General features: G+C 65.0%; 16 protein-coding genes. 5 read left to right on the top strand and 11 right to left on the bottom strand.

All coding sequences use genetic code 11. From position 1 onward, the window contains the following. Window positions 1-59: 59 nt before the first annotated feature. Together fahA and hmgA are read right to left on the bottom strand one after the other, a co-directional pair. Entirely contained in the window at window positions 60-1,358 is a 1,299-nt protein-coding gene (gene fahA, locus BTH42_RS03055) for a fumarylacetoacetase (protein ID WP_075295646.1), read from the bottom strand. Beyond that, complete coding sequence (hmgA, locus tag BTH42_RS03050) at window positions 1,355-2,698, bottom strand: homogentisate 1,2-dioxygenase (RefSeq protein ID WP_075295644.1); 1,344 nt, start codon at window positions 2,696-2,698, stop codon at window positions 1,355-1,357. Before hmgA ends, fahA begins: the two co-directional genes overlap by 4 nt. A gap of 465 nt (window positions 2,699-3,163) precedes the next feature. Here hmgA and BTH42_RS03045 point away from each other — a divergent pair, with 465 nt between their 5' ends. Next, window positions 3,164-3,997, top strand: a complete 834-nt coding sequence (locus BTH42_RS03045) for an EAL domain-containing protein (protein ID WP_075295642.1) — start codon at window positions 3,164-3,166, stop codon at window positions 3,995-3,997. A 39-nt stretch (window positions 3,998-4,036) separates the two neighbouring features. Here BTH42_RS03045 and BTH42_RS03040 read toward each other — a convergent pair whose 3' ends face one another. Then, entirely contained in the window at window positions 4,037-4,822 is a 786-nt protein-coding gene (locus BTH42_RS03040) for an IclR family transcriptional regulator (protein ID WP_075295640.1), read from the bottom strand. A 93-nt stretch (window positions 4,823-4,915) separates the two neighbouring features. On the opposite strand from BTH42_RS03040, the gene BTH42_RS03035 reads away from it, so the two are divergent. After that, window positions 4,916-6,106: an acyl-CoA dehydrogenase gene (locus tag BTH42_RS03035; RefSeq protein ID WP_075295638.1), complete on the top strand. Its 1,191-nt coding sequence runs from the start codon at window positions 4,916-4,918 to the stop codon at window positions 6,104-6,106. Between the two features lie 216 nt (window positions 6,107-6,322). Here the strand turns inward: BTH42_RS03035 and BTH42_RS03030 are convergent, their stop codons facing one another. Beyond that, on the bottom strand, window positions 6,323-6,961 hold the full coding sequence (locus BTH42_RS03030; RefSeq protein ID WP_075295636.1) for a peroxiredoxin: 639 nt from the start codon (window positions 6,959-6,961) through the stop codon (window positions 6,323-6,325). A 361-nt stretch (window positions 6,962-7,322) separates the two neighbouring features. Between BTH42_RS03030 and BTH42_RS03025 the strand changes: the two genes are divergently transcribed. The 3 genes from BTH42_RS03025 to BTH42_RS03015 all read left to right on the top strand — a co-directional run bounded on the left by BTH42_RS03025 (window position 7,323) and on the right by BTH42_RS03015 (window position 8,728). Next, entirely contained in the window at window positions 7,323-7,625 is a 303-nt protein-coding gene (locus BTH42_RS03025; protein WP_007584918.1) for a YqjD family protein, read from the top strand. Between the two features lie 131 nt (window positions 7,626-7,756). Beyond that, on the top strand, window positions 7,757-8,146 hold the full coding sequence (locus BTH42_RS03020) for a phage holin family protein (protein ID WP_075295634.1): 390 nt from the start codon (window positions 7,757-7,759) through the stop codon (window positions 8,144-8,146). Window positions 8,147-8,200: 54 nt separating this feature from the next. Then, window positions 8,201-8,728 (top strand): DUF3318 domain-containing protein, encoded by a 528-nt coding sequence (locus BTH42_RS03015; protein WP_075295632.1) that lies wholly within the window; start codon window positions 8,201-8,203, stop codon window positions 8,726-8,728. A 147-nt stretch (window positions 8,729-8,875) separates the two neighbouring features. Here the strand turns inward: BTH42_RS03015 and BTH42_RS03010 are convergent, their stop codons facing one another. From BTH42_RS03010 to BTH42_RS02980, 7 genes are all read right to left on the bottom strand, one after another. Continuing rightward, window positions 8,876-9,310 carry a type IV pilin protein gene (locus BTH42_RS03010; RefSeq protein ID WP_075295630.1) on the bottom strand — a complete coding sequence of 145 codons (435 nt, stop codon included), beginning with the start codon at window positions 9,308-9,310 and terminating at the stop codon, window positions 8,876-8,878. A 22-nt stretch (window positions 9,311-9,332) separates the two neighbouring features. Continuing rightward, window positions 9,333-9,803 carry a pilus assembly protein gene (locus BTH42_RS03005; protein ID WP_075295628.1) on the bottom strand — a complete coding sequence of 157 codons (471 nt, stop codon included), beginning with the start codon at window positions 9,801-9,803 and terminating at the stop codon, window positions 9,333-9,335. A 146-nt stretch (window positions 9,804-9,949) separates the two neighbouring features. Beyond that, window positions 9,950-10,759 carry a PilW family protein gene (locus tag BTH42_RS03000; protein ID WP_075295626.1) on the bottom strand — a complete coding sequence of 270 codons (810 nt, stop codon included), beginning with the start codon at window positions 10,757-10,759 and terminating at the stop codon, window positions 9,950-9,952. After that, window positions 10,756-11,202, bottom strand: a complete 447-nt coding sequence (locus BTH42_RS02995) for a hypothetical protein (protein ID WP_075295624.1) — start codon at window positions 11,200-11,202, stop codon at window positions 10,756-10,758. The genes BTH42_RS03000 and BTH42_RS02995 overlap by 4 nt, the downstream gene beginning before the upstream one ends. Beyond that, a complete protein-coding gene (locus BTH42_RS02990; RefSeq protein ID WP_178392107.1) occupies window positions 11,199-11,759 on the bottom strand; it encodes a GspH/FimT family pseudopilin in 561 nt (186 codons plus the stop codon). Before BTH42_RS02990 ends, BTH42_RS02995 begins: the two co-directional genes overlap by 4 nt. A gap of 218 nt (window positions 11,760-11,977) precedes the next feature. Beyond that, window positions 11,978-12,460, bottom strand: a complete 483-nt coding sequence (gene nrdR / locus BTH42_RS02985; RefSeq protein WP_075295620.1) for a transcriptional regulator NrdR — start codon at window positions 12,458-12,460, stop codon at window positions 11,978-11,980. 6 nt (window positions 12,461-12,466) lie between these two features. Next, window positions 12,467-13,129: serine hydroxymethyltransferase (locus BTH42_RS02980; RefSeq protein WP_143751958.1), on the bottom strand; the 663-nt coding region annotated here is incomplete at its 5' end.

The following is a 13,129-nucleotide window of genomic DNA, read 5'->3' as shown; positions in this document are numbered from 1 at the left end:
AGAGGGCCGGCACAACCTGCCGGCCCTCACCTTTTCCGCGTACTGCTCGCTTGCTGCGCTTAAGAATGCGCCGGCAGAATCTCACCCGCGCAGCGACCGAAGCCAACCCGATAGCCGTCGCCCTGGCACCAGCCGCTCAGCGTCAGCTCATCGCCATCCTCGATGAACGCCCGCGTGCCGCCCTCTTTCAGTTCAAGCGGCTTCTTGCCGTTCCACGTCAGTTCGAGCAGGCTGCCGAACGAATCCTCGGTCGGCCCGCTGATCGTCCCCGAGCCCATCAGATCGCCGACCCGCGTATTGCAGCCCGACACCGTGTGATGCGCGAGCTGCTGCGCCATCGTCCAGTACATGTGTCTGAAGTTGGTGCGCGTGATCGTGCTCGCCTCGCGCGCATGCTGCGGCCGCAGCGTCACTTCGAGATGGATGTCGAACGCGTGCTCGCCTTCGTGGCGCAGATACGCGAGCGGCTGCGGCTCCTGCACCGGCTGCGCGACGCGGAACGGTTCGAGCGCGTCGAGCGTGACGACCCACGGCGAGATCGTCGTCGCGAAGGTCTTCGCGTTGAACGGGCCGAGCGGCACGTATTCCCATTGCTGGATGTCGCGCGCGCTCCAGTCGTTGAGCAGCACCATGCCGAAGATGTGCGCCTCGGCATCGGCGCTCGCGATCGGCTCGCCCAGCGCGTTGCCGCCGCCGACGATAAAGCCCGTCTCCAGCTCGATATCGAGCTTGCGGCACGCGCCGAACACCGGCCGCTCCTGCTCCGGCAGCTTCAGCTGACCGTTAGGACGGCGAACCGGCGTGCCGCTCACCACCACCGACGAAGCCCGGCCGTTGTAGCCGATCGGCATCTCCGACCAGTTCGGCAGCAGCGCATTCTTCGGATCGCGAAACATCGCGCCGACGTTGGTCGCGTGTTCCTTCGACGAATAGAAATCGGTGTAGCCCGGAATCTGCACCGGCAGATAGAGACGCGCGTCGGCCTGCGCGACCAGCACCTTCGCGCGCAGCGCGGCGTCGTCGCGCAACGCGGAGGTCTCGCGCGACAGCAGCAGGCTCAACTGGATCCGCACGCTGCGCCACGCGTCGCGGCCGAGCGCGATGAAATCGTTCAGCGCATCGCGCGCGAACACCTGCTGGCCCGGCGCGCTCAGGAGACCCGCGGCCTGCAACGCGGCGAGGTCGACGATCTGATCGCCGATCGCGACACCGACGCGCCGCGCGTCGTTGCGACGGTCGCTGAAGATGCCGAACGGCAGGTTCTGGATCGGGAAGTCGCTGACCGGATCGTTGGCCGAGTCGAGCCAGCTTTTGCGCGACGGCTCGAGCGTCGCCTGGAAATCGTTCACCGCGTTCATGCCTGCTCCGGATTGAAGTGTTTCTTGAGGCCCTGCCAGCACTCGTAGTAATGCGCCTGCAATTGCGCGGTTTCGAGCGCGAAGCGGGTCGGCTTGATCAACGTGCGCGTCTCGAACATGAAGGCCATCGTGTCGGCGACCTTCTTCGGCGTCGACGTATCGCTGTGCGACGCTTTCTCGAACGTGTCGGCGTCCGGACCGTGGCCGGTCATGCAGTTGTGCAGACTCGCGCCGCCCGGCACGAAGCCCTCGGCTTTCGCGTCGTATTCGCCGTGCACGAGGCCCATGAACTCGCTCGCCACATTGCGATGGAACCACGGCGGGCGGAACGTATCTTCGGCGGCGAGCCAGCGCGGCGGGAAGATCACGAAGTCGATCGTATCGACGCCCGGCGTATCGCTCGGCGATTGCAGCACGAGGAAGATCGACGGATCCGGATGGTCGAAGCTGATCGAACCGATCGTGTTGAAGCGGCGCAGGTCGTATTTGTACGGCGCGTAATTGCCGTGCCACGCGACCACATCGAGCGGCGAATGGCCGATCTCCGCGCGCCACAGGTGGCCGTTCAGCTTCGCGATCAGTTCGAACGCGCCTTCGCGGTCTTCGTAGGCGGCGTGCGGGGTGAGGAAGTCGCGCGGATTGGCCAGACCGTTCGAGCCGATCGGCCCGAGGTCCGGCAGACGCAGCAACGCGCCGAAGTTCTCGCAGATGTAGCCGCGCGCGCTGCCGTCCGGCAGGCTCACCGCGAAGCGCACGCCGCGCGGAATCACCGCGATCTCGAACGGCTCGACGTCGAGCCGGCCCATTTCGGTCGCGATCGCGAGACGCCCCTGCTGCGGCACGATCAGCAGTTCGCCGTCCGCGCTATAGAAGAAGCGGTCGTGCATCGATCGATTCGCCGCGTACAGATGAATCGCGCAGCCGCTCATCGCCTCGGCCGAGCCGTTGCCGGCCATCGTCACCCAGCCGTCGATGAAATCGGTCGGCACGTTCGGCATCGGCAGTGGATCCCAGCGCAGCTGGTTCGGCGGCGTCGGCGGAACCTCGGCGAAGTTCGCGACGAGCCGCTCGGAGGCCATCGGCGTGAACGGCTGGTGGACCGCCGCCGGGCGAATCCGGTACAGCCACGAGCGGCGATTGTGCGCGCGCGGCGCGGTGAACGCGGTGCCGGAAATCTGTTCGGCGTACAAACCATAGGCCGCGCGCTGCGGCGAATTGCGGCCGCTCGGCAGCGCGCCGGGCAATGCCTCGGTCGCGAACTCGTTGGCGAAACCGGATTGATAGCCCGGCTCGATTTCCGGCCGCAAGCTCGCGGCCGGGGTGCGTGTTGAGGTGTCCATACAGATTCTCCGCAAAGTCCTCGATTGATACGTAAGCTTTTCCGTCAGGCCAGTTCCGCGCCGCTCGCACCACTCGCGCGGCCGCGTTGCCGCGTCGCGCCCGCGAGCGCGATCACCAGCAGCGCCGGGCACAGCACCGGCACGGCGGCCGCATGAAACAGCGCGGCGTTCGACCAGTTCGGCGCTGACAGGATCGGTTTGATTTAGATCAGTCTGCGCTGAGATTTACGTATAGTAAAACCAATTACTAATAGTGAAACTAACGTATACCCTGAAGACCACCGGCAAACCCGGTCCGGACGGCCGCTCAGCCCCGTCCAACAAGCGTTCGGCCAATAAGGTTATGAGGATTTTGTTAATGTCCGCGCGACGCGGACTGCTACCATCAAGGAATGCGCGACACGGGTCGCGTCGCAGCGGCCGCCGCTTCCGCCGCGCTTTCATCGTCGCCCAACACTCGCCCACATGATTCCGCCGACCATCCCCGATCTGATCGCTCGCGCCGCTCATCACCCGTTTCTGGGCGAGCATCTGGCGATGGGGCAAGGGGCGCACAGCGGCATCGCGCTCGCGCAGTTCGGCGGCATCGAACTGGCGAGCGCGTACGAACCGATCTTCGACATCAGTGTGCACGCGCTCGCGCAGTCGCTGTCATGCGGCGCGGAAGGAGTCGACCGGTTCGGCGACGAGTTGGGGTTTCAGGCGGTCACGCACCGGCTCGACGCGGCGCCGTTCGACGTGTTCGATCCGTTCGACCGGATCGCCGACGATCAGCAGCTGGTCGCACTCGACCGGATGTCGCGCGCATTGCATGCGATCAATTTCTTCGGCTCGCAGCGCCACGGTTTGCTGTTTTTGCGCGTGCACGAGCGGCTGCTAAAGAGCGTGAAGTACGACCACGGCCGGCATTTTTCGAGCGTGCTGACATCGTTCGGGTTGAGCCCGGCGCGCATCGTGATCGAGCTGCCGGCGGCGGCAGTCGCGCACAAGACCTTTCTGGGCTACCTGACGCGCAGCTATCAGCACTATGGGTTCAAGGTGGCGGGCAATCTGTCGAACGCGGGGCAGATTCTGTCGGTATCGGAGACCGCGCGGCTCGACTTCATCAAGATGGATGCGGCGATCGCGCTGCGCGACGCGACCGTCAAGCCGCTGGTCGGCTACGCGAGCCGCTTGCGGGTGCCGCTGATTTTCAATCGGGTGATGGATGAAGCGCAGTTTCTCGCGCTACAGCAGTACGACGTGAGATTCGTACAGGGGCCGTTGTTCACCGCGCATTATCACGACCGGGCCGCGTGAGCGCAGGCCGCGTGAGCGCATTGCGCCATTGCGCCGCGCTCAGCCCGGCTCCCCAAGCCGCCGCGCGAGTTCCTTCAAGCGCGGCGCCACGTTGTTACGAAACACGTCCTCCCCCATCGACGAGGCCGGCCCGCTGCAACTGAGCACCAGCCAGCGCCCCTCGCGCGGCTCGCGAAACGGCACCGCGACCGCGTTGACGTCGTCGTGCCACGAGCGGAACGAGTAGCAGCAGCGCTCGGTCGCGAACGCGGCGATCTCCGCTTGCGCGTCGGCAACCAGTAACGGCCCCGCTTTGCCGGCCGCCTTTTTCAACTCCGCGATGAGCGCGGTGCGCGCGTCGAGCGGCTGCACCGCGAGGTACGCGCGACCCATCGAGCTGGTCAGCATCGACAGTTTCGAGCCCGATGCGAGGCCGAGCGTCAGCACGGTTTCACTTCGGATCGTCTCCAGATAAATCATGTCGAGCCCATCGCGGCAACCCAGCGACACCGCCGCGCCGACCTCGCGCGCAAAGTTGCGCAGGTGCGGGCGCGCAAGCTCCAGCGTGTCGTTGCCCGACAGCAGCGCAAAACCCAGCGACAGCACGCCCGCGTCGAGCGCATATTTACCGTGAGTTTCGTCGAGCCGCAGATAGCCGAGCACCGTCAACGTGTAGGCGAGACGGTTCACGGTGGCCTTCGGCAGCCCCGTGCGCTCGACGAAATCGCGATTGCCGAGCAAGGTGTCGCCCGGCCGGAACGCGCGCAGCAGGTCCAGCCCGCGGGCAAGGGCAACCACGAATTTGCGTTCGTCGAGGGGTTCGGAGAAAGTGGCTGGCGGCGTCATAACGGTGTACACTCGGTCGTCGTTTGCAAAACATTGTTTCGCTAAGCGGAACTCAAGTCAAGCTTGTTCTGAGCAGAAATCAGGAGATACGTCATGGCCGTAGCCGCGCAGTTTCACTGGGAAGACCCGTTGCTGCTGGATCAGCAGCTCACCGAAGACGAACGCATGGTGCGCGACGCCGCTGCGGCTTACTCGCAGGACAAGCTGCTGCCGCGCGTGCTCGAAGCGTTCCGTCACGAGAAGACCGACATCGAGATCTTCCGCGAAATGGGCGAGCTCGGCCTGCTCGGCCCGACCATCCCCGAACAGTACGGCGGCCCCGGCCTGAACTACGTCGCGTACGGGCTGATCGCGCGTGAAGTGGAGCGCGTCGATTCCGGCTATCGCTCGATGATGTCGGTGCAATCGTCGCTCGTGATGGTGCCGATCTATGAATTCGGCTCGGACGCGCAGAAGGAAAAATATCTGCCGAAGCTCGCGCGCGGCGAATGGATCGGCTGCTTCGGGCTGACCGAGCCGAACCACGGCTCCGACCCGGGCAGCATGGTCACCCGCGCGAAGAAGGTCGACGGCGGCTATTCGCTGTCGGGCTCGAAGATGTGGATCACCAATTCGCCGATCGCCGACGTGTTCGTCGTGTGGGCGAAGCTCGAGGAAGACGGCAAGGACTCGATCCGCGGCTTCATTCTCGAGAAGGGCTGGAAGGGTCTGTCGGCGCCGGCGATCCACGGCAAGGTCGGCCTGCGCGCGTCGATCACCGGCGAAATCGTGCTCGACGAAGTGTTCGTGCCGCAAGAGAACATCATGCCGGGCGTCAGCGGCCTGCGTGGTCCGTTCACCTGCCTGAATTCGGCGCGCTACGGGATCGCGTGGGGCGCGCTCGGCGCCGCCGAGGCCTGCTGGCACACCGCGCGTCAGTACGTGCTCGATCGCAAGCAGTTCGGCCGGCCGCTCGCCGCGAACCAGCTGATCCAGAAAAAGCTCGCCGACATGCAGACCGAAATCACGCTCGGCCTGCAAGGCGTGCTGCGCCTTGGCCGGATGAAGGACGAAGGCACCGCGGCGGTCGAAATCACCTCGATCATGAAGCGCAACTCGTGCGGCAAGGCGCTCGACATCGCCCGCCTCGCGCGCGACATGCTGGGCGGCAACGGCATTTCGGACGAGTTCGGCATTGCGCGACACCTGGTCAATCTCGAAGTCGTGAATACGTACGAAGGCACGCACGACGTGCACGCGCTGATCCTCGGCCGCGCGCAGACGGGGATTCAGGCGTTCTTCTGATTGCCTGGTTAGCGAGATGGCGACGCCGATGCCGTTCGATGCATCGGCGGCGCGCTGGTGGCGCAGTTGCGCCGCCCCAATGAAACAGCCCGATCGGCTTACGCTGATCGGGCTGTTTTCGGTCAGGCTAACCATCGCATTCAGGCCGGTTCATTCGAACCGGCTTTCTGCTTTGTGCCTCGCGCGTTACGCCAAGCGTGCCGCGCAGCGCTTCACTTACCTGTTCGGCTGCGGCGTCATCCGCAGATACGGACGCAGCGCCTTGTAGCCCTTCGGGAATTTCTGTTTGATCACTTCCTCGTCCTTCAGCGACGGCACGATCACCACGTCATCGCCCTGCTTCCAGTTGCCCGGCGTCGCGACCGAGTGATGATCGGTCAGTTGCAGCGAGTCGATCACGCGCAGCACTTCGTCGAAGTTGCGGCCGGTGCTGGCCGGATACGTGATGATCAAACGCACCTTCCTGTTCGGATCGATCACGAACAGCGAGCGCACGGTGAAGGTCTCGTTCGCGTTCGGATGAATCATGTCGTACAGCTCGGCCACCTTGCGATCGCCGTCCGCGAGAATCGGAAAGCCGACGTTGGCCGCCTGGGTCTCGTTGATGTCCTTGATCCACTCCTTGTGCGACTCCGCGCTGTCGACCGACAACGCGATCGTCTTCACGTTGCGCTTTTCGAACTCGCCCGCGAGCTTCGCGGTCAGGCCCAGCTCGGTCGTGCAGACCGGCGTGAAGTCGGCCGGATGGGAAAACAGCACGCCCCAGCTGTTGCCGAGCCACTGGTGAAAGCTGATCCGGCCGACACTCGACTCCTGTTCGAAATCCGGCGCAATGTCGCCAAGACGTAGACTCATAGTGCATCTCCTTGTAACTGTTTGACAAATATTCGAAAAATATCCAAACCGCCCTGCAAATCGCTGCCTACGCCGCCCAGCAACGATCGAGCATACGACCGCGGCGCTATATGCCTAACTAATATCGCGTCAGTACTTTATGCGCTTTTGTAATTTTCTCCCATTTCGGAGAAACTTTGCGGGACAGATCAACTCAATTCGATACCGGTCTGGAGCAGACTGCGCTCAAACGGCCGGCCCGACGCCAGGTGGCGCCGGGAACGGTTCGTGCGGCGGCTGGCAGCAACCGGTACTGTGCTCGCCAGCAGCCGTTTCTTTGGTTACGATTCACGCGTAGCGTGAGACAAAGAGGGAGCTGTCTATGTCGGAAGTCAACAAGGAGAGATTGATGTCGGATATCAAAACCGTCCTCGCGGACGCTGAAGACCTGCTGAAACAGGCCGCGAGCGCTACCGGCGAGCGCGCCTCGGAACTGCGCGAGACCGCGCTGTCGCGTCTGAAACAGGCGAAGGAAAAGGCGGCCGACGTACAGGTCGTGGTGGTCGAGAAAGGCAAAAAAGCCGCTCGCGCCACCGACGACTACGTGCACGAGCATCCGTGGGCATCCATCGGCATCGCCGCTGGTGTCGGCGTGCTGGTCGGCTTGTTGATCAATCGCAAGTAAAGCCGCTGTAACTACCGGCCAGGCATGGTCGGTGCATTAGCATGTCGGGCGGACCGGCGCGAGTCTGGCCGGTCCGCTTCCGCTGGCGCGCGTGCGCGCCGATTTGTTCCTCACGCGCAACGCTCACAGCTATGACAACCGAAACACACTCGCAGCGCGCAGAACACAGCCCGCTGCGCCGCATCCTCGGCTCCGTGTTCGCTATTCTGCAAACGCGGCTCGAACTGGTAGGCATCGAACTCGCCGAAGAAAAAGATCGACTGTTAGGTGTCCTGTTTCTCGGCCTCGCCGCGATGATGCTCGTCGGGATGGCGTTGATCGCGCTGACCGCGCTGATCGCGATTGTCTTCTGGGATACCTACCGCTTGCAGGCACTCGGCGGCATCACCGCGGTTTATGCGCTGGCCGGCCTCGCGTGTGGCCTGAAAGCGCGCAGCGGTTTGCGCAACGCGCCGCTGGTGTTCGAGGCAACCATCGCCGAATTCGAAAAGGACCGCGACGCGTTCCGCAGCCGCGACTGACGTCGTGACTGACACCGTGTTTGATCGTCCCATATCCACTGCCGCCGACACGCCATGAACCAGCCCCGTTCCGAAACCTCTGTTCGTCACAAGCGCCATCCGTCGAAGGATCTGAGCGCGCCGCATCTGCGTGCGCTGCGCAAGGAGTTGCTGCTGGTGCGCGCGGATGTCGAGCGCGTGGAACTCGCGCAGGCCACCTTCGAGCTGCGTCAGGCGGTCACGCATTTCAGCTGGCTGAAGTTCATCATTCCGGGCTTCGCCGGGGTACGCATGGGCAAGGGCGGCAAGGCGAGCGCACTCAACGCGGGGACGATCGGCGCACTGCTCAAGCAGTATCCGATCGTCAGCTCGATTGCATCGATGCTGCTCGCCAAGCCGTTGCGCGCAACCGTCGTGTCCGGCGCGAAGCCCGTGCTCAAGTGGGGCAGCCTTGCGCTCGCGGGCTGGGAAGCGTTCCGGATCTGGCAACAGATGAAGAACGAAGCGGCTGCGGGTCGCGCGGCGGCAGCGGGTTCCGCAACTTCGGCGGCGGCCGCGCAGGCCGCTGCTGAGCAGGCGGACTCTACGCGGAGCGGGTATTGAGGATTGTGGTGAGCGTTATCGTTGTGGCCGCTTGAGTGCGGCCGTGCCGTGCGAGTCGTCTGCCTGCGGCCTTGCGCCGGATAAGTGCACCGGCGTTCAGCCGATCCCTCTGCCCTTCCAAACCCCTCTGCCTACCTTCCAGCTCATCTAGCTCGTGTTCCAGCATTCGCTGCTCGCGAGCGTCGAACCACCCACGTCGTTTCTATTGCCTCTCGAGCCCGTCGCATCGAGCGTGAACGTGCCGCATGCGTCGTCACGCATCGGCCCGGCTTCCGCGGGTGCCGCTTCGATCGCGTAGCCGCCATTCGTGTCATCCGCGGGCAGTACCCGTAACCGGTACACGGCCGTGCCGAATTGCGGCGCCTGGTCGAGACCGGTGGGCAAGGTCGTCATCGCGCTATCGCTCGCCGCGCCCTCGACGAATTGCGCCGCCCGATACAACGCGGACGCCGCATCGATCCGATGCGTGCGCGCGATATGACTGCGATACGAAGGAATCGCAAAGGCGGCCAGCGTGGCCGCGATCGCGAGCGCGACGACCAGTTCGAGCAACGTGAACGCGGATGTGTTCGACCTCGTCATACCCCTCCCTTCGAAACATCGTCTAGAACGGCCGCGCAGCGACGCGCCGCCAATGACGTTCGATCGCGCCGGTTTCGATCACCAGTTCGCTTTGCAGCCACACCTGCGTTTCGCTGCTGCGGCCGAAGCCGCGCGCGGTCAATAACCAGGCGGTCGCGTCGGTGCGACTCGCGAGACGCCACGGTTCGATCAGGCATTGCGGCGCGCGCGATGATCCGGGCCATGCGGCGATCCGCGTGACGGCACCGGCGTCGAACGCGGTCTCGAGCTGCCATTGACGCGGCTCCCCTTGCGCGAATGGTTCGGCGCTCGCATCGCTACCCGCTGCGAGAACTTCGCGCTCGCATGCGGTCAGCGCAGAATCCGCCGCATGAAAAGCCTGTAGATGGTCACGCACGTTGCTCGCCGCGCGAGCCGACGCTTGCGAGGTTTCGAACCAGATCGCCGAGGTGGTGAGCAGCATTGCCGAGAGCAACAACACGACGGGTAGCACGACACCGCGTTGCAGCCGCGGCCGGGTGCGCTGGACGTCATTTAGTGAACCTGAATAAATAAGCTGGTCGCACCGTGCATCGCACATGCGCTCTACGCGACCGCAACCGCAACCGCAGCCGCACCTGCTCGCAGCATGGCGAACGGTCACAACGACACCTCCGCGCGATTGCCACGCACCGCCACGCGCCGCGCAAACGCCTGCCGCACCCGCAGATCGACACCGAGCGTGCTCACGCCGTCGCAATCGAGATAGCGCGAGCGCTGCCGTTGCGCCGCGCCACGCACGAGCACGCACAGATCGACCGCGACGACCTGCGCCCACTGCTCCGCCGACACCGCCGACGCATTGAGCGCATCCGGCATACCGTCCAGCCAGTAGCGCAGCCGCACGCGTTCGACACCGTCCACCAGCGGCTGCGCCGACCCCGGATTGCCGTTGCCTTCGCAGTACAGCTCCGGCTCGCCGGTCGAGCCGCTGAGCGTCGCGAAGTAGCGGTTGACCACCGGCGCGCCCTGATCGCCAAGCGCCGCATCGCTGGATTTCACCGCCTGGCCGACGCAATCGGTGACCTGCCCGCTCGACGATGGCCACGTCGATACGGTGTCGCCGACATAACGGATCGCGATACCGTCCGAGCCTGTGCTCAACGTCGTGCAGCCGAGGCTGTCGTCGGCGCCTGTCGGGCGGCCGCCCGAGCAGCCGAACAACGCGGGCGGCGTGTTGTAGCCCACCACGTCGGCGGGCACGAAGCCGGCCATCTGCACTTGCTGGCCGATCAGCATCAGCGCGGTCAAGCCGGCTTCGCGAATCCGCATGTCGTCGCTCGCGCGCTCGAACGCTTGCCGCTGCGTGGTGTACAGCGACACGGCGCCCCCGGTCACCAGCAGGCCCAGCGCCGTCGCGATCAGGAACTCGACGAGCGTATGGCCGCGCGCGACAAACCGCCGGCTCATCGCGCGAACGCCAACGCGACGCAGGAAAACCCGGCGGGTGTCTCGACGCCGCCGCACGATTCCGGCTTGTCGATCACCTCGCCGTCAGCCGGCCGGTCGCGGACCGACGCCCACGTGACACGCGCGCTCATCGCCGCGCCGCTGCCCACGATCGATACGTCGCCGCGCGGCAGCAGCACCGCTGCCCGCGTACGCCACTGTTCGAGCGCGGCATCGCCCGTCGCAGACGTCGCGAACGCCTCGGCCACCGCATCGGCGATCCACGCGGCTTGCTCGCGCAGCGCCATCGCGCGGGCTTCGCGCGCGGTCCACAGCTGACCGGCGAGCAGACCCAGCGCCGTCACCGCGATCAGCGCAACGGCCAGCATGACCTCGATCAGCGAATTGCCGCCGCAAGCCGGCGCACCGGCGCGCCACCGGAGGTTCAATGAGATGGGCTTCATGATGCCGCTCCGCACGCGCCATCGGAGATGCGTGCGCGTCCACCCGCCGCGATCCGGATGCAGCGTCGCCACGGGTTGCGTTGCATCGCACTGGATGGACTGCGCGGCGCGATCTCGAAACTGCGGAACGAGCCGATCAGTTGACCGGCGGGCGGCGTGAAACTCAGATCCGTTTGCACGCCGCTGATACTCACCGCCGCGAGCGGCGTTTGAGCGCGCAATAGCGAGAGCTTGCCGCCGCGCTCGGCGAACACAGCCCAACCGCAGCCCCAGTCGGCGACGCCATCCGCGCAGGGCTGCCCCGCGGCGAGACAGGAACGCGCCGCATCGACCCGGCACACCGTCACGCGCGTGCCGCGTCGGAGTACCTCGCTGCGCGCATAGGCGAGCGTCGACAACAACGCTTTCGCGCGCGCATCGACCTGATCGCGCGCGTGCCATGCGGCGAACGACGGCATCGCCAGCACGGCCATCAGCGCAAGCAGCGCGATCACGGCCAGCGTTTCGACGAGCGTGAAACCGACGCATGTCGGCCGGCCAGTCACATAGCATTTCATCTGCACTCCCGAGCATTCGAACGGATGCAGTCAATCTAGCGATTTGCGAATGAAGCCGCCATCGGCCGAACGGCCAGGTGGCGCTCAGAAGCTATCGCACGCAACAATGCACGCGATGCTCGATCACGGAAGCGGGGGTAGCGATGCGGAAAACAACGTCGGAATTGCGCGCAACGGCGCAGCCGAAGACGCGCGGGCAATACGCGGCGCGCGCGTCTTTAACGTTTGCGGGAAGGCTTTGGAGGAGAAGCGGCGCGGCGGAATTCTTCGATCACGTCCTCGAACTCGGAGACGTCTTCGAAGCGCCGGTACACGGAAGCAAAACGCACGTAGGCGATCGTATCGAGCGCGCGCAACTCGTTCATCACGAGTTCGCCGAGCCGCTCGCTGCGCACCTCGCGCTCGCCGCTGCCGAGCAGTTGATCCTCGATACGGACGACCGCCGCTTCGATCGCGTCCGCCGCCACCGGGCGCTTGCGCAGCGCCAGTTGCATGCTCGCGACGATCTTGCGGCGATCGAATTCCGTGCGGGTGCCGTCCTTCTTGACGACCGACGGCAACGCCAGCTCGACCCGCTCATACGTCGTAAAACGCTTGTCGCAGGCCGGGCAGCGGCGGCGCCGGCGAATCGTCGCGCCGTCTTCGGATACGCGCGAGTCGACGACCTGCGTATCGGCGTGGCGGCAGAACGGGCAATGCATGACGACTTAGCCGTAGACCGGGAAGCGCTGGGTCAGCTCGGCGACCTGAGCCTTCACGCGCTCGATCGTCGCTGCGTCTTCCGGGTTGTCCAGCACGTCGGCGATCAGGTTACCGACCTGCTCGGCTTCCTTCACACCGAAGCCGCGCGTGGTCATCGCCGGCGAGCCGAGACGGATGCCCGAGGTCACGAACGGCTTTTCCGGATCGTTCGGAATCGCGTTCTTGTTGACCGTGATGTGAGCCGCGCCGAGCGCTGCTTCCGCTGCCTTGCCGGTGATCTTCTTCGCGCGCAGGTCGACCAGCATCACGTGGCTTTCGGTGCGGCCAGAAACGATGCGCAGACCGCGCTTGACCAGCGTTTCAGCGAGCACGCGCGCGTTTTCGACGACCTGCTGCTGATACGTTTTGAATTCCGGCGACAGCGCTTCCTTGAACGCGACCGCCTTGCCGGCGATCACGTGCATCAGCGGACCGCCCTGGATGCCCGGGAAAATCGCCGAGTTGATCTGCTTCTCGAACTCGGCCTTCATCAGGATCACGCCGCCACGGGGACCGCGCAGGCTCTTGTGCGTGGTGGTGGTGACGAAGTCAGCGTGCGGCACCGGGTTCGGGTAGACGCCGGCGGCGATCAGGCCCGCGTAGTGCGCCATGTCGACCATGAAGTACGC

The organism is Burkholderia sp. SRS-W-2-2016 (genome assembly GCF_001931485.1).
GTDB lineage: Bacteria > Pseudomonadota > Gammaproteobacteria > Burkholderiales > Burkholderiaceae > Paraburkholderia.
Note: the sequence above shows the minus strand (reverse complement) of the source record. Positions and strands in the feature narration are given on the sequence as shown.